This is a genomic window from Bacteroides sp. AM16-13 (assembly GCF_003602705.1).
GTDB classification, from domain to species: Bacteria; Bacteroidota; Bacteroidia; order Bacteroidales; family Bacteroidaceae; genus Bacteroides; species Bacteroides xylanisolvens.
Genome location: NZ_QTLK01000024.1, coordinates 1 through 19,374, shown reverse-complemented (window position 1 = coordinate 19,374; position 19,374 = coordinate 1). Strand labels below are relative to the sequence as shown.

The 19,374-nt window shown below is 46.1% G+C and carries 14 protein-coding genes; 8 read left to right on the top strand and 6 right to left on the bottom strand.

Translation table 11 applies throughout. The features are described 5' to 3' along the window. Positions 1 to 87 precede the first annotated feature (87 nt). The 3 genes from DW173_RS18015 (at position 88) to DW173_RS18005 (ending at position 6,530) form a co-directional block, all read left to right on the top strand. On the top strand, positions 88 to 2,412 hold the full coding sequence (locus DW173_RS18015) for a family 20 glycosylhydrolase (protein ID WP_120144917.1): 2,325 nt from the start codon (positions 88 to 90) through the stop codon (positions 2,410 to 2,412). Between the two features lie 77 nt (positions 2,413 to 2,489). Then, positions 2,490 to 3,623: an acyltransferase family protein gene (locus DW173_RS18010; RefSeq protein WP_120144916.1), complete on the top strand. Its 1,134-nt coding sequence runs from the start codon at positions 2,490 to 2,492 to the stop codon at positions 3,621 to 3,623. A 27-nt stretch (positions 3,624 to 3,650) separates the two neighbouring features. Continuing rightward, on the top strand, positions 3,651 to 6,530 hold the full coding sequence (locus tag DW173_RS18005; RefSeq protein WP_233562209.1) for an Ig-like domain-containing protein: 2,880 nt from the start codon (positions 3,651 to 3,653) through the stop codon (positions 6,528 to 6,530). 191 nt (positions 6,531 to 6,721) lie between these two features. On the opposite strand, the gene DW173_RS18000 is transcribed toward DW173_RS18005, so the two are convergent. Further along, a complete protein-coding gene (locus tag DW173_RS18000) occupies positions 6,722 to 8,401 on the bottom strand; it encodes a SulP family inorganic anion transporter (protein WP_120144915.1) in 1,680 nt (559 codons plus the stop codon). A 249-nt stretch (positions 8,402 to 8,650) separates the two neighbouring features. On the opposite strand from DW173_RS18000, the gene rbr reads away from it, so the two are divergent. Beyond that, on the top strand, positions 8,651 to 9,229 hold the full coding sequence (gene rbr / locus DW173_RS17995) for a rubrerythrin (RefSeq protein ID WP_074707036.1): 579 nt from the start codon (positions 8,651 to 8,653) through the stop codon (positions 9,227 to 9,229). Between the two features lie 157 nt (positions 9,230 to 9,386). Here rbr and DW173_RS17990 read toward each other — a convergent pair whose 3' ends face one another. Together DW173_RS17990 and nadB are read right to left on the bottom strand one after the other, a co-directional pair. After that, entirely contained in the window at positions 9,387 to 9,662 is a 276-nt protein-coding gene (locus tag DW173_RS17990) for a DUF4884 domain-containing protein (RefSeq protein ID WP_004312856.1), read from the bottom strand. Positions 9,663 to 9,664: 2 nt separating this feature from the next. Beyond that, entirely contained in the window at positions 9,665 to 11,236 is a 1,572-nt protein-coding gene (gene nadB, locus DW173_RS17985; RefSeq protein WP_004298834.1) for an L-aspartate oxidase, read from the bottom strand. Between the two features lie 106 nt (positions 11,237 to 11,342). On the opposite strand from nadB, the gene DW173_RS17980 reads away from it, so the two are divergent. The 3 genes from DW173_RS17980 to dacB all read left to right on the top strand — a co-directional run bounded on the left by DW173_RS17980 (position 11,343) and on the right by dacB (position 14,743). After that, positions 11,343 to 11,795: a PH domain-containing protein gene (locus DW173_RS17980; protein WP_087318029.1), complete on the top strand. Its 453-nt coding sequence runs from the start codon at positions 11,343 to 11,345 to the stop codon at positions 11,793 to 11,795. Positions 11,796 to 11,836: 41 nt separating this feature from the next. Next, on the top strand, positions 11,837 to 13,180 hold the full coding sequence (gene lpdA, locus DW173_RS17975; protein WP_120144914.1) for a dihydrolipoyl dehydrogenase: 1,344 nt from the start codon (positions 11,837 to 11,839) through the stop codon (positions 13,178 to 13,180). A gap of 156 nt (positions 13,181 to 13,336) precedes the next feature. Further along, entirely contained in the window at positions 13,337 to 14,743 is a 1,407-nt protein-coding gene (gene dacB / locus DW173_RS17970) for a D-alanyl-D-alanine carboxypeptidase/D-alanyl-D-alanine-endopeptidase (protein ID WP_120144913.1), read from the top strand. A 314-nt stretch (positions 14,744 to 15,057) separates the two neighbouring features. Here dacB and DW173_RS17965 read toward each other — a convergent pair whose 3' ends face one another. Both DW173_RS17965 and DW173_RS17960 read right to left on the bottom strand, forming a co-directional pair. Continuing rightward, positions 15,058 to 16,557, bottom strand: coding sequence for an acetyl-CoA hydrolase/transferase family protein (locus DW173_RS17965; protein WP_004312851.1), 1,500 nt, complete (start codon positions 16,555 to 16,557; stop codon positions 15,058 to 15,060). A 177-nt stretch (positions 16,558 to 16,734) separates the two neighbouring features. After that, a complete protein-coding gene (locus tag DW173_RS17960; protein WP_009040695.1) occupies positions 16,735 to 17,196 on the bottom strand; it encodes a hypothetical protein in 462 nt (153 codons plus the stop codon). Positions 17,197 to 17,532: 336 nt separating this feature from the next. On the opposite strand from DW173_RS17960, the gene miaB reads away from it, so the two are divergent. After that, complete coding sequence (gene miaB, locus DW173_RS17955) at positions 17,533 to 18,906, top strand: tRNA (N6-isopentenyl adenosine(37)-C2)-methylthiotransferase MiaB (RefSeq protein ID WP_074707025.1); 1,374 nt, start codon at positions 17,533 to 17,535, stop codon at positions 18,904 to 18,906. A 183-nt stretch (positions 18,907 to 19,089) separates the two neighbouring features. Here miaB and DW173_RS17950 read toward each other — a convergent pair. Next, positions 19,090 to 19,374, bottom strand: a 285-nt coding sequence (locus DW173_RS17950; protein ID WP_147402056.1) for a helix-turn-helix transcriptional regulator, incomplete at its 5' end; no start/stop codon positions are given.

Genomic DNA, 19,374 nt, shown 5'->3' with positions numbered 1-19,374 from the left:
AATTTCGCAAGTGCCTTGTAAGGCTTCCATAAAAAGGGGCGGAAGAGGTACTTGCGATTTTTTTAACAACCAACTGACTATCAAACCATGACGAAATACATCTTAATCATTTGTATGCTGTTTGCATCCATATCGGATGCATGCGCGGACAACTTGACATCACCCCCTATTTCAATAGTCCCCCGTCCGGTGCAGGTTGTGCCGGGCGAGGGTAACTTCACCTTCTCCGCCCGAACCTTGTTTTCGGTAGAGAACCACGAGCAGGCTGTCATCGTCCGCAACTTTCTGAACTTATTGAAGAAAAGCTCGGGGATCACCCCGCAGTTGGCAATAGGTAGCAGTGAGAAGAGTCATGTCTGTTTTACGACTGACTCTTCTTTAAAAAGCGAAGCCTATCAGTTGGCGGTTACTCCTAAACAGATTCAGATAAAGGCATCCGATATAAAAGGTTTCTTCTATGCACTGCAGACCATCCGCCTGCTGTTGCCGTCGGCTGTCGAAGGCAACCGTCAGGTTGAGAATATCCAATGGAGTATTCCCGCAGTAACCATTCAGGATGAACCGCGCTTCGGCTATCGGGCATTGATGCTGGATGCAGCTCGTTTCTTTATTCCCAAGGAAAACGTGTTGCGTATTATCGACAGTATGGGTATCCTCAAAATCAATACCCTTCATTTCCATCTCACGGACGATAACGGCTGGCGATTGGAAATCAAGAAATATCCCCGCCTGACGGAAGTGGGAGCATGGAGAGTGAATCGCATGGACGTTCCCTTCTATTTCCGCCGTAACGCCGAACCGGGTGAGCCCACTCCTATCGGTGGATTTTATACACAGGAAGATATTAAAGAAATGATCTCCTATGCTGCCGACCGCCAGATAGAAATTATCCCCGAAATAGATATGCCGGCTCACAGCAACGCTGCACTGGCTGCCTATCCGCAACTGGCCTGCCCCGTAGTAGACAGTTATATCGGAGTAATTCCGGGTTTGGGCGGAAGTAATTCGGGAGTGATTTATTGTGCTGGAAACGATAGTGCCTTTACATTCTTGCAAGATGTTTTAGATGAAGTGATGGCAATCTTCCCTTCGCGATATATTCATCTGGGAGGAGATGAGGCGCAGAAAGGATACTGGAAGAAATGCCCGCTTTGCCAGGAACGGATAAAGAAAGAGCACCTTGCCAACGAAGAAGACCTGCAAGGTTACTTTATGAAACGGATGAGCGACTATGTACGCAGCAAAGGACGCGAAGTGATAGGCTGGGACGAACTGACAAACAGCAGTTTCCTGCCGGAAGGCGCTATTATCCAAGGCTGGCGCGGACTTGGCACGGCCGCCTTGAAAGCCGCAGAAAAAGGACATCAGTTCATTATGACCCCTGCGCGCATCATGTACCTGATTCGTTATCAAGGCCCGCAATGGTTCGAACCCCAAACCTATTTCGGAAATAACACGCTGAAAGACATCTACGATTACGAACCTGTGCAAGCGGACTGGAAACCGGAATATGCTTCTTTGCTCATGGGCGTACAGGCATCCATGTGGACGGAGTTTTGCAATAAACCGGAAGATGTGGATTATCTGGTGTTTCCCCGTCTTGCCGCCCTGGCGGAAGTGGCATGGACACAGCCCGCACACAAGGACTGGACTTCGTTCCTGAAAGGGCTGGATGCCTATAATGAACATCTGACAGCTAAAGGCATCGTTTATGCTCGTTCGATGTACAATATCCAGCATACGGTAACTCCAAACGACGGAATACTTGAAGTGGAACTGGAATGTATCCGCCCCGACATGGAGATACATTATACGACGGATGGCAGCGAACCTACGGCAACCTCACCGCTCTACGAAAGAAAAGTACCTGTAAAAGAGACACTTACTCTGAAAAGTGCTACTTTTGCGCAGGGTAGACAGATGGGAAAGACATTAATACTTCCTGTCCGGTGGAATCTGGCCACTGCCAAACCCGTACTGGGAATCAACCCGGCTGAAAAGCTCCTGACGAATGGAATACGCGGGAGCCTGAAATATTCGGATTTCGAATGGTGCTCATGGACGAACAATGATTCTGTCTCTTTCACAATTGACTTGTTGAAGCCGGAAGTGCTGAACACATTGACATTGGGATGCATCACGAACAATGGAATGGCTATCCATAAGCCGGCATCCGTGAAAGTGGAAGTCTCGGATGATAACTCCAACTTCCGCGAAGCCGCCATGCAAAGCTTCACGCCTGAAGAGATTTTCCGCGAAGGGAATTTTATAGAAAACCTGCCATTGAAACTGGGAGGCACACAAGGGCGTTATGTACGTGTGAGCGCCAAAGGTCCGGGAGTTTGTCCTGCATCTCATGTGCGGTCGGGACAGGTATCGAGAATCTTTTTTGACGAAGTGATGTTGGAATAAGACAAGTCAGCTAGGCGTGTATGGATAAAGCGACATTTGGATAAGACGATAATCAAGTTAATATAAAAGTTATACGTATGAAGAACAAATTACCGGAAAACAATTCCACCCGTCTTGCTTCATTGGACATTCTGCGAGGTTTTGATTTATTTCTTTTGGTCTTTTTTCAACCTGTATTTGCAGCGTTGGTGCGGCAGATGAACCTGCCGTTTCTTAACGGCATACTCTACCAGTTTGACCATGAGGTTTGGGAGGGATTCCGTTTCTGGGATTTGGTGATGCCGCTTTTTCTCTTTATGACAGGAGCTTCCATGCCGTTTTCATTGTCGAAATACATAGGTACTACCGGAAGTTATTGGCCTGTATATCGCAGGATTTTAAAGCGGGTTATCCTGTTGTTTATTTTCGGGATGATTGTACAGGGCAATTTGTTGGGGCTTGATAGCCAGCATCTTTATTTGTATTCCAATACGTTGCAGTCTATTGCCGTCGGTTATTTTATTGCTGCGGTTATTCAGTTGCACTTCCCGTTCAAGTGGCAGATAGGGATCACATTGTTGCTCCTTCTCGCCTATTGGATTCCGATGACGTTCCTGGGTGATTTTACACCTGCAGGAAACTTTGCGGAACAAGTGGACAGGTACGTCCTGGGTCGATTTCGGGATGGGGTATTTTGGAATGAGGACGGAACCTGGAGCTTCTCGCCATACTACAACTATACATGGATATGGAGTAGCCTGACATTCGGAGTGACTGTCATGCTCGGAGCGTTTGCCGGAAAGATAATGAAAGAGGGGAAGGCGAACCGGAAAAAGGTGGTACAGATGCTGCTGGTTGTCGGACTTGCTCTTGTAGGTTTGGCATTGCTGTGGAGTTTGCAGATGCCTGTTATCAAGCGTATCTGGACAGGTAGTATGACGCTGCTTTCCGGCGGATATTGTTTTCTATTGATGGCATTGTTCTATTATTGGATTGATTACAAGGGACATACCCGGGGATTGGACTGGCTGAAAGTGTATGGCATGAATTCCATAATAGCTTATCTGTTGGGTGAAGTCGTGAATTTCCGTTGCGTTGCCGCTTCGGTCAGCTACGGGCTCGAACAATATCTGGGTGGCTATTATTCCGTATGGCTTACTTTCGCCAATTATCTGATTGTCTTTTTCCTGTTGGGGGCGATGTATAAGCGCGGATTATTTTTAAAGGTTTGATGAAATAACGATTTAAATAAAAAGAATATGATGATTAAACAAATATGTTTTCTTTTGGTGTTGCTTGGGGGATATTCCGTCTCCATGATGGCGGCTGATAAGAAAGAGGTCTATATCGCCCGTACGGAAAGTACGGTGACGATTGGCAATGAATACCTCTCCCGTGAGTTCTCACTGGCGGATGGCAAAGTCCGTACACGGGTGATTGAGAATAAACGTACGGGCAGTGAAGCAATCCGTATTCTTCCCGAAGTAGCTTCCGAAGAGTTCGTTATCCGTACGTTAACTGCGGATTCGCTGGCTTCGGATATTTATTCTTCCGCTCTTTCATTGCAGGAAATACAGGTTGCGGAAGAAGGGAAAGACGGTAAGCGGCTGATTTTCCACTATAAGAATTTCCGTCACCAAGGGGTGGACTGGCAGGTGGATATGGTTCTTGAACTGGAAAAAGGGAAGCACTATATGAGGAAATATCTGGAAATAACTGTCCCCGATTCGCAACGCCACCTGGCGCGTTTGGATTATATTGATTTCGAACCGATGAATCTTCCCGAAGGATATGCCGTTTGGACGCATCCGGTAATGGAGCAGGGAGTGGGCGGTATCAGTGGATATTACATTTCTTTGGGACAGCCGGTGTATATACAGGGGATGTTCTTCGGCCTTGAATTTCCGGCTGCGGAGACGGAGATTGAGGACAGTCAGAAGGTGCGTATCCGTTATTATTCGGGAAAGAGCTTTGAAATGCTTGCTTCGGAAGGCCGTCTTGGAGAAAGTGGTACGTTTACCACTTGGAAAGAAGTAATCGGTGCTACCCGCAGTACGGATATGGATGTTATTCAGACGGACTTTTTCAGTTATATCCATGATATTGCTGTCCCGGTCGGCTTCCGTATTCAGTACAACTCATGGTATGATTTTATGCTGAACATCAATGAGAACAATATCCTCAACTCTTTCCGTGAAGTAGAACGCGGACTGACGCAGAATGGTGTTCGTCCGATTGACTCTTATGTGATGGATGACGGTTGGAATGCCTACGGTCCATGGCAGGAAGAGAACAAGGCCAAATTCTGGTCGTTCAACAGTAAATTCCCGAACGAACTGTTTACGCCTTCTGACTTGTCGCACCGCCTTTCTTCCGATTGTGGATTGTGGCTGGGGCCTCGTGGCGGCTATAATTATTTTATCAAGTTCGCCCGGTTTCTGGAAGAAAACGGGAATGGAAAGCTGAACCGCAATTCAAGTGATATTTGCACCAATCATAAGGTGTACTGCGAGAAACTGAAGACGTTCTTTCTGGACTGCCAGCAACGGTTTGACGTGAATTATTGGAAATTGGACGGATTTTCTGCACGTCCGCCGCAACCCGACCCGCAGGGGAATTATATTTCCGGAGGTTATCAGGGGATGTACTATGTCACCGAGCATTGGGAACGCTGGATTGATATATTTCAAGCCATGCGCAACCAGCGCGGGGAGAAAAGAAATGATTTATGGATTAACCTGACGTGTTATGTCAACCCCAGCCCGTGGTTCCTGCAATGGGGAAACTCCGTGTGGATGCAGAACTCGCAGGATATCGGACGGCTGAATGTAAAACGCCTGTCGCAACTCGACCAGCTCTTGTCTTACAGGGACGACCGCTATTTCGATTTTGTGAAGACACGTGCGTTCCAGTTCCCTTTGGCGCATCTTTATAACCACGACCCGATTTATGGCAATACCGCCAATCTTGCCGGAAAGATGAATGATGATGAATTCCGTACGTACCTGATGATGATGGCTACCCGCGGCACTGCTTTTTGGGAACTTTATTATAGTTATAATATGATGAACGAGGGACAGAAATGGGTGATAAATGCCGATGTACTGCATTGGATTAATGATAACTATGAAATCCTGAAACACGCCAAACTGATAGGGCAGACTCCTGTAAAAGGAACTCCTTACGGTTATTCGGCATGGTCGGGACAGGAGGGGATTATTTCTGTCCGCAACCCGTCTGATGAGGTGAAAGAGTTTGACTTCACCCTCGACCGTATTATCGGAATGCCCGAAGGGTTGAAAGGCTTGTATCGTACCTCGGTGTGGACGTATCGGACAGGTGAACAAAAAGAGGATACAAAGGATCATTTGTTCGGCTATGGCGAACAAATCTCCCTAAGTTTGCAGCCGGGTGAGGTGCGGATTTGGAAATTCAGTACCGTGCCTGATAAGGAACCCCCTGCCCTGCGGATAGTTAAGACGGCCTCTCCGACTTCCCTAACGGTCGAGTTTAATGAACCTGTAATGCTGAAAGACGGAATATTCTCTGTTTCGGGGAATGAGATTACCGCTACTTCGATTTCTGCGGACAGGCGTGTTGTGACATTGGCATTGGCTCGTGAAATGGAAAAGGATAATAAATATCGTCTGAATATTTCGGGAGTAAAAGATGACGCGGGAAATACAAAAGCATTACGCACCTCTTTCCTTTATTTTGAGAATCAGGAAATACCTGTTCTGACGGGAATCAGTGGTGGCGGGGATTTCAACGTGTCTTTCCGTTTGAAAACTGATAAGAATGCCGTTTCCTTGTTGCGTCAGGGAAAAGATATTTCGGTGGATTTGGATGCGGAAGGACGGCTTACATTCGTGGTAAAAGGGTTGAAAGTAGTTTCCAGACAACCTGTTAATAATAATAAAGAGTGCATTGTGTCTTTATGTCGTGAGAAGAATGGAATGTTGAAAATCTATCTGGATGGTGAGTTGGAACAGTCGGCTTATGATGCGGCAATAGTGAATCCGGAGATTAAGCCGTCTTCGGTCATTGTGAATACTTCCTTGGGGAAGGCTTTCGGAGAACTGAAGATTATGAACCGTGCGCTCGATTATAAGGAAAACAAGAACATGGTTCTGAAATAAAAGAGGTGAGGTTGTATCAAATAGAGGTCAGCGTGGTAGAATAAATGATGATAATGTCCTGTTTGCAGGAAATATAGATGCTGCGTGTTGGGTATATAGATCCAACACGCAGGTCATATATGCCGTACACATTGGATCTATATGTCCAATACGCACGGTATATATGGCTTGCAAGTGGCTGATAAACAGCGCTATTCTACCAGACTTTTTGCTCTATCCAATGCTACATTGATATTCGGGCAGATATTCTCTTTTCCCAGCAGTTCGTAGAATCCGGCTTTTTCCAGTACATTATACACGTTCTCGTTGACTCCCGAAAGAATAATGGTAGTCTTTTCCTTCTGCGACATTTCGCAGAGAGCAGTCAGGTTATGAATACCTGTGGAGTCGATAAACGGAACCTTGCGCATACGGATGATACGTACTTTCGGGCGGTCTCCCAGTTGTGTCATTGTCTCTTCAAACTTGGTAGCGATACCGAAGAAATAAGGGCCATTGATCTCGTATACCTCTATGCCTTTGGGAATCATCAGGTTTTCTTCGTGTACGGTAATATCCGATTCTTTGTTCGGGTCAATCTCATCGGTAATCACCGAGATTTCAGTAGTCTCCATGACACGTTTCATAAAGAGAACGCAGGCAATCACCAATCCTACTTCGATAGCGACGGTCAGGTCGAAGATAACGGTCAGGAAGAATGTGATAAGCAGTACGGTAACGTCCGATTTCGGATTCTTCAGTAAAGCTCTGAATACACGCCATCCACTCATGTTGTAAGATACGATGACCAGTACTCCGGCAAGGCATGCCATCGGGATATATTGTGCGAGTGGCATCAGGAAGAGCAGAATCAACAGTAATACTATTGCGTGAATGATTCCGGCTATCGGTGTCTTACCTCCGTTGTTGATATTCGTCATGGTACGGGCGATAGCTCCGGTGGCAGGAATACCTCCGAACAGAGGAGCTATGATATTGGCTGCTCCCTGTGCAATCAGTTCTGTATTGGAGTCGTGGCGGTCGCCTATCACACCATCGGCTACCGTGGCAGACAGCAGCGATTCGATAGCTCCCAATACGGCAATGGTGATAGCCACCGGAAACAGTTCCCTGATAGCTTCCCAATCCAACGCAGGCACAACGGCATCGGGCAACTCCGATTTAATGGTGAAGCGGTCGCCGATTGTCTGGATGCAGTCGATTCCTCCGAAAGTTTTCATCAGGTAAACAGCTGCCGTCACTACGATGATGGCAATCAGCGAGCCGGGAATTTTCTTTGAGAACTTCGGAGTGATGGCGATAATAATAATGCTGACAATACTAACGATGGTATTCCACCAGTTGATCGTGTCGAAGTGTCGGAAATAAATCAGCCACTTCCCGACGAAGTCTCCCGGCACTTTTTCGTCTCCGAAAGATAAACCGAAAATATCGGCAATCTGGGTCGTGAAAATAGTGACGGCGATACCGCTGGTAAATCCGACGATGATAGGGTAAGGAATGAATTTGATGACAGCTCCCAGCTTGAACACTCCTAATAATACAAGGAGTACGCCCGCCATCAGCGTGGCTACAATCAGTCCGGCCTCGCCGTATTGTTGTATGATGCCATAGATAATGACGATAAATGCTCCCGTAGGGCCGCCGATCTGGACTTTGCTGCCTCCCAACAGGGAAATGATGAATCCCGCAATGATAGCGGTGATAATACCTTTTTCGGGTGAAACTCCCGAAGCGATACCGAAAGCGATAGCCAGTGGAAGCGCCACGATACCTACGATGATGCCGGCCATCAGGTCCGCCATAAACGTTTCTTTCGAATAATTCTTTAGACAAGAAACCAGTTTGGGTTTAAATTCAAATAGCTTCATTTTTAGATGTTGTTATACGTGTACTCTGTACTTTTTTGCAAACTAGAGGTTGCAAAATTAGATAAAATAATCGAAATAAGTATGTTTTTGAACATACTATTTGTCTGTTGATAGATTTCATCAATGAGGTGATAGTTTTTATTCATTAAGAAAAGGTGGTTTATTGTGAACAAATCGCTTATATTTGCGTTATAAATAGTACGACAAGTTACGTTTGGTAATCAACCAATTTAAAATATATATAGAATTATGGCTAAGAGTATTAAAGGAACTCAAACAGAGAAGAATCTGTTGACTTCATTCGCAGGAGAATCACAGGCTAGAATGCGTTACACTTATTTCGCAAGTGCAGCTAAAAAAGAAGGCTACGAACAAATAGCAGCTATTTTCACTGAAACTGCCGATCAGGAAAAAGAACATGCAAAACGTATGTTTAAGTTCCTCGAAGGCGGTATGGTAGAAATCACTGCCAGCTATCCGGCCGGTGTAATTGGTAATACACTTGAAAATCTTCGCGCTGCCGCAGCAGGTGAACATGAAGAATGGTCACTGGATTATCCTCACTTTGCCGACGTGGCAGAACAGGAAGGTTTCCCAATGATTGCTGCTATGTACCGCAATATCTCCATCGCAGAAAAAGGTCACGAAGAAAGATACCTGGCTTTCATGAATAACATCGAAAATATGACTGTATTCGCTAAAGAAGGCGAAGTGGTATGGCAATGCCGTAACTGCGGTTACATTGAAATCGGTAAGGAAGCTCCCGAAGTTTGCCCGGCATGTCTGCATCCACAGGCTTATTTCGAGGTGAAGAAGGAAAACTATTAATCTACGGATGGATAGATAAATCTCGAATGATTTAGATAAAGGAAGAGGCTGTCTAACATGCCCCGAAAAAAAGAAATCACCCCTGTCAGAGTCATTGTTTGAACTGCTGATAGGGGTGAAATCGTTAAAAAGAGATTAATTAGACAGCCTCTTTTCGTTATCGGTTTGGTATACTGTCTTTATAAATAGTAATTGTCCTTTTTCTTGTTGAATCATTCTTGATACTGGTTACATCTCCCCGGGTCGTGAAATACACATAGTTTCCCAAATCGAGAAAACGGTACACTTTCACTCCGTCGTGCTCGAACAGATAACTGACTTCATAAGTCTGGTTATTTTCCGATTTTCCACTTTTCAGTGGAATACCTGCATAGCAGGAAGCTAGTCCCGTTATGCAGAAGAAAAGAATAAAGGTCCGAATCAATGTTTTCATAATCATTTCTTCACGTGCGGATAATCTATCGTATAATGTAATCCGCGGCTTTCCTTACGTTCCATTGCTTGGCGCATAATCAGATAACCCACATTCACCATATTACGCAATTCGCAGATTTCTCTGGACGCTACGCTACGTTTGAACAGGCTTTCAGTCTCTTCGTAGATAATATCGAGTCTGTCCCAGGCACGTTTCAGACGGAGGTCGCTGCGGACAATACCTACATACGTACTCATAATCTGGTTCACTTCCTTCATACTTTGCGTAATGAGCACCATTTCTTCCGGCGAACGGGTTCCTTCATCGTTCCATTCGGGAATATCTTCATTATAAGAATATTGATCGACCACTTGTAGACTGTGCTTGGCGGCAGCGTCGGCATATACGACTGCTTCTATCAGTGAGTTGGAAGCCAGACGATTGCCTCCATGCAATCCTGTGCAGGAACATTCTCCCACGGCATAGAGACGTTCGATGGAAGATTGTCCGTCCAGGTCGACAAGGATACCTCCGCAGAGATAATGGGCGGCCGGGGCTACCGGGATGTAATCTTTCGTGATGTCGATGCCCAGGCTAAGACATTTCTCGTAGATATTGGGGAAGTGTTTCTTTGTTTCTTCGGGATCTTTGTGGGTGACGTCCAGGTATACATGGTCGTCTCCACGGTTCTTCATCTCGTTGTCGATGGCGCGTGCCACGATGTCACGGGGAGCGAGCGAAAGACGGGGATCATATTTCTGCATGAACTCTTTGCCGTCCATTGTACGCAGTACACCTCCGTAACCACGCATTGCTTCCGTTATCAGGAAAGAAGGGCGGTCTCCCGGATGATACAGGGCGGTAGGGTGGAATTGTACAAACTCCATATCCTTCACCGTACCTTTGGCACGGTAAACCATGGCGATACCGTCTCCGGTAGCGACTAGCGGGTTAGTGGTTGTTTTATAAACAGCCCCTACTCCACCGGTAGCCATTAGCGTCACTTTAGCAAGATAGGTATCTACTTTTCCCGTTTTCGGATCGAGGATATAAGCACCATAACATTTGATGTCCGGTGTCTGGCGGGTTACAGTCACTCCCAGGTGATGCTGTGTCAGGATTTCAATGGCAAACTGGTTTTCGATGACCGTGATATTCGGATGGCGTTGTACGGCTTTAATCAGGCTGTCCTGAATTTCTGCTCCCGTATTGTCTTTATGGTGAAGAATACGGAACTCCGAGTGTCCGCCTTCGCGGTGCAAGTCAAATTCGCCTTTCTCGTTCTTGTCAAAGTCCACTCCCCACTTAATCAGTTCTTCAATTTGTGCGGGAGCTTCGCGCACTACTTTTTCTACTGCGGCACGGTTACTGATCCAGTCGCCGGCAATCATTGTGTCTTCAATGTGCTTGTCGAAATTATCCACCAGAAGGTTGGTGACGGAGGCTACACCTCCCTGGGCGAAGTACGTATTGGCTTCTTCCAGCCCACTTTTACAGATAAGAGCAACTTTACCTTTGTGCGCCACTTTCAGCGCAAAACTCATACCGGCAATTCCGGAACCGATAACGAGGAAATCGAATTTTCTTACCATAATCTTGTTATTTCTCACCGCAAAGCTACAAAATAAGTTACTTCGTTGTACTTTTCGTTGTCACTAATTCATAAAATTGCTACCTTGCAGGCAAAAATCTGACAAAATGAATCGAATTTTTCATGCCCGCATCGCCTGGTACCAATATTTCCTGTTGGTGGTGCTTACTGTGAATGCCGTCGGCGCATTGTGGTGTAAGTATATCTTAGTGGCGGTACTGTTTATGTTGATGCTGATTGTAGTGATCGAACAAATTATACACACTACTTATACATTGACAACAAACGGTGATCTGGAAGTCTCACGTGGTCGTTTTATTCGCAAGAAGATCATCCCGCTTTCCGAAATTACCGCAGTCAGGAAATACCATTCCATGAAATTCGGCCGCTTCTCGGTGACGGATTATATCCTGATAGAATACGGAAAAGGGAAGTTTGTTTCGGTGATGCCTGTCAAGGAACAGGAATTTGCAGAACTACTCGAAAAGAGAATGTTCGCAAAGAAAATAAAGGCCACGGAGGCAATAGACCCTGTAGACTCTCAAGCAGATGAATCGTAGCATGTTTTGATAATAATGAAAAGATTAACTGATTATATACTATGAAATATCAAGTAATTATCATTGGTGGCGGTCCTGCGGGATATACGGCTGCCGAAACTGCCGGTAAAGGCGGTTTGAGCGTATTGCTTATCGAAAAGAATAGTCTGGGTGGCGTCTGTCTGAATGAAGGTTGTATTCCTACGAAAACATTGTTGTATTCGGCAAAGACTTATGACAGTGCAAAACATGCATCAAAGTATGCAGTCAATATCCCGGAAGTCTCTTTCGATTTGCCTAAGATAATAGCGCGTAAAAGTAAGGTAGTGCGTAAACTGGTGCTGGGAGTGAAAGCGAAGCTGACTGCCAACAATGTTACAATTGTATCAGGAGAAGCGCAGATCATTGATAAAAATACGGTTCGCTGCGGGGAAGAGACTTACGAAGGAGAGAATCTGATATTATGTACGGGTTCGGAAACTTTCATTCCCCCTATTCCGGGAGTGGACGCGGTGAACTACTGGACGCACAGGGATGCTTTGGACAGTAAAGAATTGCCGGCTTCTCTGGCTATTGTTGGTGGCGGGGTAATCGGTATGGAGTTTGCGTCGTTCTTCAATAGTTTGGGAGTACAAGTGACGGTGGTTGAGATGATGGACGAAATCCTGGGTGGAATGGATAAGGAGCTTTCCGCTTTGCTCCGTGCAGAATATACAAAACGAGGTATTAAATTCCTGCTTAGTACGAAAGTGGTCGGCTTGTCGCAAACGGAAGAAGGGGCTGTTGTTTCTTATGAGAACGCGGAGGGAAACGGCAGTGTCATTGCAGAGAAGCTGTTGATGAGTGTCGGCCGTCGCCCGGTGACGAAAGGTTTCGGGCTCGAAAACCTGAATTTGGAGCAGACGGAGCGTGGTGCTATCAGAGTTAATGAAAAGATGCAGACTTCTGTGCCGGACGTGTATGTTTGTGGTGACCTGACAGGATTCTCTTTGCTCGCCCATACGGCTGTTCGTGAAGCGGAAGTTGCCGTACATTCCATCTTGGGAAAGGAAGATGCCATGAGTTATCGGGCTATTCCGGGCGTAGTCTATACCAATCCGGAGATTGCTGGAGTGGGTGAAACGGAGGAGTCGGCCTCAACGAAAGGAATCAATTATCAGGTTATCAAACTTCCGATGGCTTACTCCGGCCGTTTTGTGGCGGAGAATGAGGGCGTCAACGGAGTCTGCAAAGTATTGTTGGATGAACAGCAACGGGTGATTGGAGCCCATGTGTTGGGCAATCCGGCTTCGGAGATTATCACTCTTGCGGGCACTGCCATTGAACTCGGATTGACGGCAGCGCAATGGAAAAAGATTGTTTTCCCGCATCCTACGGTAGGAGAGATTTTCCGGGAAGTGTTATAAACGGATTCTGATATCTGCGATCGTTCATTGATGCGGGTTTCTTACTGATAAAATCAAATATATGATGAGAAAATATATAATCACTCCGGCCTTATTGGCAATAGTTTGTATGGTGATGTGTCATTGTACATTTGTTGATATCATAAACTGTATTGTATGAAAAAAAGTCTTTTGTTGGTCACCCTTTCAGTTTGTTTGTTGCCACTTTGGGGACAACAAAATTTCTCTCGGATAGATTCGCTTATCAAGAAGATGCTCCCCGAAGCATCCGAGGTCGGCATATCCGTCTACGATCTGACGGCTAAGAAATCACTTTATAACTATCGTGCGGAGAAACTTTCCCGTCCTGCCTCTACCATGAAGCTGCTGACGGCTATTACCGCACTCTCCCGCCCCGAAGCTGCCGAGCCTTTCCGCACGGAAGTATGGCACGATGGCGTGATAGAGCATGATACTTTGCAAGGCAACCTGTATGTGGTAGGCGGCTTCGATCCTGAATTTAACAGCCAGTCGATGGATTCATTGATAGAAGAGGTAATCACTTTCCCTTTTTCGGTGATTAACGGACAGGTATATGGTGACGTTTCGATGAAAGACTCCCTTTATTGGGGTAGTGGATGGGCATGGGACGATACTCCTGCGGGCTATCAGCCCTATTTGTCTCCACTGATGTTTTGTAAGGGGACTGTGCAGGTTTCTGTCGTTCCTTCTACGGTGCAGGGAGATACAGCAAGTGTTTCCTGTCAACCTGTATCTTCCTATTATACAGTGACGAATCAGACGAAAACACGTACCTCTTCTGCCGGGAAATTCTCTTTCACGAGAGACTGGTTGACGAATGGAAACAATCTCCTTGTTTCGGGAAATGTCACTTCGATCAGAAAGGACGATGTAAACATCTATGACTCTCCCCGTTTTTTTATGCATACTTTCCTGGAGCGTCTTCGTGGGAAAGGAATCACGACTCCCCAGTCGTATGGCTTTGCCGAATTGCCTCGTGATAGTGTGAATGTAGAACGGATGGCTTGCTGGAATACTCCCGTGCAGAAAGTGCTGAACCAGTTGATGAAAGAGAGTGATAATCTCAATGCGGAAGCATTGCTCTGTCGCTTAGGGGCGCAGGCTACGGGAAAGAAGCAGGTAGCTGCCGAAGATGGTATTGTCGAGATTATGAAATTGATCCGTCGGCTGGGGCATGACCCGAAAGACTATAAGATTGCCGACGGTTGCGGACTGTCCAATTATAATTACCTCTCTCCTGCCCTGCTGGTGGACTTTCTGAAATATGCGTACTCGCAAACAGAGGTGTTTCAGATGTTATATAAATCTCTTCCCGTTGGCGGGGTGGACGGAACATTGAAATTCCGGATGAAAGGTACTCCTGCCTTCCGGAATGTTCATGCCAAAACAGGCTCGTTTACGGCAATAAATGCGCTTGCGGGCTATCTGAAGATGAAAAACGGACATGAAGTGGCATTTGCCATTATGAACCAGAATGTGCTTTCGGCGGCTAAGGCACGGGCATTTCAGGATAAGGTGTGTGAGGTGATTATTGGGAAATAGATGGTGTCATAATACTCAAATTGAAAGACTTACCCCTGCTAAAGCTCTGTGCAACAGAAGCACTTTCCTAAAGAAAAGTGTTTTGACACCCCAAAACAACCCAAGTGGAATTTCGTTGTTGAATCCGATTTCTATGTTGTCAAAGGCTAAGTATCTACTCTCCATGGAGGGCTTATTGATTCTTCTATAACTTATTGATTTTTCTATAAAAAGATAATTGCATTCTCTAATAAGCAAAAATCGTTGGATTTTGTTTACCAGAGAATACAATTATACTTGTTTAGAATCGAATATTGTAAATCCTATATTCTATATTACTTGGCGTATTCAGCCCAATTGGTATTCTTCATATCGCCACTTTTAGCCAACTCTGCGTGCATACCAAGTGCAGCCTGAATAGCGTGTGGAGTCTGCGCGCGGTTGCCGGCCAGTTTGAGGTAATCCCAAAGAAGCTCTTTGTAGTCAGGATGAGCACAGTTTTCGATGATGGCTTGTGCACGTTCTTTCGGACTCTTGCCACGAAGATCGGCAACACCTTGCTCGGTGATAACGATATTGACATCGTGCTCCGTGTGGTCGTGGTGGGATACCATCGGTACGATTGCACTGATCTTACCTTCCTTAGCCACAGACGGGCAAGTGAAGATAGAGATGTAAGCGTTGCGGGTAAAGTCTCCTGAACCACCGATACCGTTCATCATTTTTGTTCCGCCGATATGGGTAGAGTTTACGTTGCCGTACAGGTCGACTTCGATGGCTGTATTGATAGAAATGATACCGAGACGGCGTACTATTTCCGGGCTGTTTGAGATTTCCGACGGACGAAGAACCAATTTATCGCGGAAGAAATCCATATCGTTGTAAATGCCTTCCAGACAGTCGTTTGTTACAGTCAGTGAGCAGGCGCTACCAAATTTGATACGTCCTTCGCGAATCAGTCCGATCACGGAGTTTTGTATTACCTCTGTGTACATTTCGAATGGAGGAATCGTTTTATCACGTCCCAATGCACCGAGTACGGCGTTGGCGATGTTTCCTACACCCGATTGCAGGGGTAAGAAAGTAGACGGGATGATACCACGTTTCATGTCGGCAGCGAGGAAGTCGGCAACATTCTGTCCGATTTTGTCGGTCAACGGATCGGCAGCGGCGAAAGAACGGGCTTCGTCCGGCCAGTTGGTTTCTACTACGCCAATAATCTTTTTCGGGTCTACCTGAACGTAAGGGAGCCCGATACGGTCACTCGGTTTATAGATAGGAATCTCGCGGCGGTAAGGAGGATCGAGCGGTTCGTATACGTCGTGCATACCCATGCCGGATTTGCTGTGTGCGCTGTTCAACTCCACGATGATCTGGTCGGCCAGACGGCAGATCGTCGGGGAAATACCACCGGCGGCAGTCAGATAAATTTTTCCGTCGGGAGTCACTTCGCAGGCTTCGATGATGGCTACGTTCACTTTGCCCATGAATCCGTAGCGCACTTCCTGTGCCATTTGTGAGAGGTGTATGTCGTTGTAGGCAATCTCTCCGTTGTTCACAGCTTTGCGGAAATCAGCGTTGGTAGTATAAGGGGCGCGGTAGCGGATGGCTTTGGCACGTGACAGTACGCCGTCGCAGGACTCTCCTGTCGATGCACCTGTGAAAATTCCTACTTGAAACGGGTTTCCTTTCGCATGTTCTGCTTCAGCAATTTTTGCGAGTTCGGCTGTTACAGCCTTGGCCGTTCCGGCGGGAGTAAATCCGCTTAGGCCGATGTTGTAGCCATGTTTAATCAGGCTTGCAGCTTCCGCTGCCGAAATACGATTGAGTGACATAAATAGTAAATTTCGTGTTAAAATACAGTTGATATTTAATAAGTTAATAATTCTATTCGCTTTTCGGATAAGATATCAGGCGCGGGTTACACGGGTTTCATGGTTTCCGGAAAAGTTGGATTGCATAGAGCGACAGCGTAATCCGTGCTTGATATGTCTTTATAATTTCAATTTCCCTCAATATTTCCGTTGAAGTATTTCTCCCCAGATAATGGCTCGGCGAGCTTCTTCTGCCGAATGAATCGTAAAATCTTCTTTATTGTCGGGTGAGTCGTGGGGAGTGTTGTAATGAGCACCTTGCCGGCTGTTCCGTTCATCTTGTGCAGCGCTGTTTGCAAGAGATGCAGCCACGGATACTTCTTCTTTTTTCTTTTTTTGTTTCGAAGTTTGCTGTTTGGAAAATTGTTTGGAAGCCGGTTGTTCGCGAGGAATCGGCCGGAGCAGTTCGTCCAGGGATTTGGGGCTGCCCCATGCTTCGGGTATGGGAACGGCATCGGGGTTTACTTCAACCGGAGATGGCATTGGGGGAACGGGGTGCTTGGCTTTAGCCTTTTTTGCCTTGCTGTTTTTATTCACCTCTTTGAATATTCCCACAAGAATGACGCCTGCTATCAAGAGAAATTTCAAAAAATCTTCCATTGTGCTTCACATCTAAATAGTTATCCGCCAAAGGTAGGCATTTTATCTGGTTTGAACTAACATTTGGGCATGAAAAAAGGGCAGCTTCACAGCTCCCCTTAATTTTTTTAACCTAAACCTTAACTATGAAAAAATCTAATGTTTCTTTCATTGCACAAATGTGAAAAATAAATTTAAATTTGCCAAGTATATGGATGGAAAATGTTTATCCTCTTAACATAAATTACAAATTTGCTTGCCAAATCATCAATTTTTGCGTTATTTCTGTGTCAATTAACCACTTATTGAAAGTGAAGCCGTATCTTTGCATCCGAATTTTTAAACTAAGATTTGAGTATGAACGAATTAACGGGAGCGGACTTTAAATCCGCAACTGAAATGACTGATGACAACAAGAAGTTGTTTATCGAAACATACGGCTGCCAGATGAATGTGGCCGACAGTGAGGTGATTGCATCGGTGATGCAAATGGCGGGTTATTCCGTAGCTGAAACGCTGGAAGAGGCTGACGCTGTGTTTATGAACACTTGCTCCATCCGCGACAATGCGGAGCAGAAGATCCTGAACCGCCTGGAGTTTTTCCACTCGCTGAAGAAAAAGAAAAAGCGCCTGATTGTGGGTGTACTGGGTTGTATGGCCGAACGGGTAAAGGATGATCTGATAACGAATCATCATGTCGACCTGGTAGTCGGTCCGGATGCTTACCTGACGTTGCCCGATTTGATTGCTGCCGTAGAGACTGGCGAGAAAGCAATCAATGTGGAGCTTTCTACTACCGAAACTTATCGGGATGTGATTCCGTCGCGTATCTGTGGCAATCATATTTCCGGCTTTGTGTCCATCATGCGTGGTTGTAACAATTTCTGCACTTATTGCATCGTTCCCTATACTCGCGGACGTGAGCGTAGCCGTGACGTGGAAAGCATCCTCAATGAAGTGGCAGACTTGGTGGCAAAAGGTTATAAAGAAGTCACCCTGTTGGGGCAAAATGTCAACTCATACCGTTTTGAGAGACCGACAGGAGAAGTGGTTACCTTCCCGATGTTGCTCCGAACAGTGGCCGAAGCCGCTCCGGGGGTACGTATTCGTTTCACGACTTCCCATCCGAAGGATATGAGTGACGAAACGTTGGAGGTGATTGCACAAGTGCCGAATGTATGTAAACATATTCATCTGCCTGTGCAGAGCGGTAGTTCCCGCATCCTGAAACTGATGAATCGTAAGTATACCCGTGAATGGTATCTGGACCGGGTGGCAGCTATCAAACGCATCATCCCCGATTGCGGACTGACTACCGATATTTTCTCCGGTTTTCATTCTGAAACGGAAGAAGATCATGCCATGTCGCTTTCGCTGATGGAAGCGTGTGGGTACGATGCTGCTTTCATGTTTAAATATTCCGAGCGTCCGGGAACGTATGCTTCCAAACATCTTGAAGATAATGTGCCCGAAGAGGTGAAAGTCCGCCGCTTGAATGAGATTATCGCTTTACAGAACCGTCTGTCTGCCGAATCCAACCAGCGTTGCATCGGAAAGACGTATGAAGTGCTTGTGGAAGGTGTTTCCAAGCGTTCGCGCGATCAACTGTTCGGCCGTACGGAACAAAACCGTGTAGTGGTGTTCGACAGAGGTACGCATCGTGTCGGTGATTTCGTCAATGTGCGTATCACGGAGGCTAGTTCGGCTACGCTGAAAGGGGAAGAAATCTGATTTCACCACAGAGGACGCAGAGGACACAGAGGTCTTATTCTCATAGTCGTGGCTGTCTTGTAGTTGTGACTGCCTGTACGGTATGTGGTAACTGCGCTTATACAACACATCCTGTGGAGGCTTTGAGGATTAATATAAAAAATCAGTGTTCCTCTGTGTCCTCTGCGTCCTCGGTGGTGAAACTTACATCATCATGTGTCTCCTGATGGAGAACTTCACAATCGCCATTGCGTTGATGGACGCGAATGGAATATCCATCGGTTCGTGGTGTGTGTTGTAACTTACCAGTTTGAGATGACCTTCTTTCTCCGAACGGTTTACGTATTTTACTGCCAGATACTCGTCTCCGTCAATCATAAACGACACCAGGTATATTTCCCCGTAAATGACATTATCGAAACTGCTGATTTCCTTATATCCGATAATGTCTCCCGATTTCAATATAGGGTACATGCTGTCTCCGTTGAC

What these genes read in the sequence shown, in the direction of transcription:
- DW173_RS18000 (WP_120144915.1), bottom strand. Translation starts at nt 8,401, where the DNA reads ATGAAGCTATTTGAATTTAAACCCAAACTGGTTTCTTGTCTAAAGAAT.
- lpdA (WP_120144914.1), top strand. Translation starts at nt 11,837, where the DNA reads ATGAAATATCAAGTAATTATCATTGGTGGCGGTCCTGCGGGATATACG.
- DW173_RS18010 (WP_120144916.1), top strand. Translation starts at nt 2,490, where the DNA reads ATGAAGAACAAATTACCGGAAAACAATTCCACCCGTCTTGCTTCATTG.
- DW173_RS17965 (WP_004312851.1), bottom strand. Translation starts at nt 16,557, where the DNA reads ATGTCACTCAATCGTATTTCGGCAGCGGAAGCTGCAAGCCTGATTAAA.
- nadB (WP_004298834.1), bottom strand. Translation starts at nt 11,236, where the DNA reads ATGGTAAGAAAATTCGATTTCCTCGTTATCGGTTCCGGAATTGCCGGT.
- DW173_RS18015 (WP_120144917.1), top strand. Translation starts at nt 88, where the DNA reads ATGACGAAATACATCTTAATCATTTGTATGCTGTTTGCATCCATATCG.
- dacB (WP_120144913.1), top strand. Translation starts at nt 13,337, where the DNA reads ATGAAAAAAAGTCTTTTGTTGGTCACCCTTTCAGTTTGTTTGTTGCCA.
- DW173_RS17990 (WP_004312856.1), bottom strand. Translation starts at nt 9,662, where the DNA reads ATGAAAACATTGATTCGGACCTTTATTCTTTTCTTCTGCATAACGGGA.
- DW173_RS17960 (WP_009040695.1), bottom strand. Translation starts at nt 17,196, where the DNA reads ATGGAAGATTTTTTGAAATTTCTCTTGATAGCAGGCGTCATTCTTGTG.
- rbr (WP_074707036.1), top strand. Translation starts at nt 8,651, where the DNA reads ATGGCTAAGAGTATTAAAGGAACTCAAACAGAGAAGAATCTGTTGACT.
- miaB (WP_074707025.1), top strand. Translation starts at nt 17,533, where the DNA reads ATGAACGAATTAACGGGAGCGGACTTTAAATCCGCAACTGAAATGACT.
- DW173_RS18005 (WP_233562209.1), top strand. Translation starts at nt 3,651, where the DNA reads ATGATGATTAAACAAATATGTTTTCTTTTGGTGTTGCTTGGGGGATAT.
- DW173_RS17980 (WP_087318029.1), top strand. Translation starts at nt 11,343, where the DNA reads ATGAATCGAATTTTTCATGCCCGCATCGCCTGGTACCAATATTTCCTG.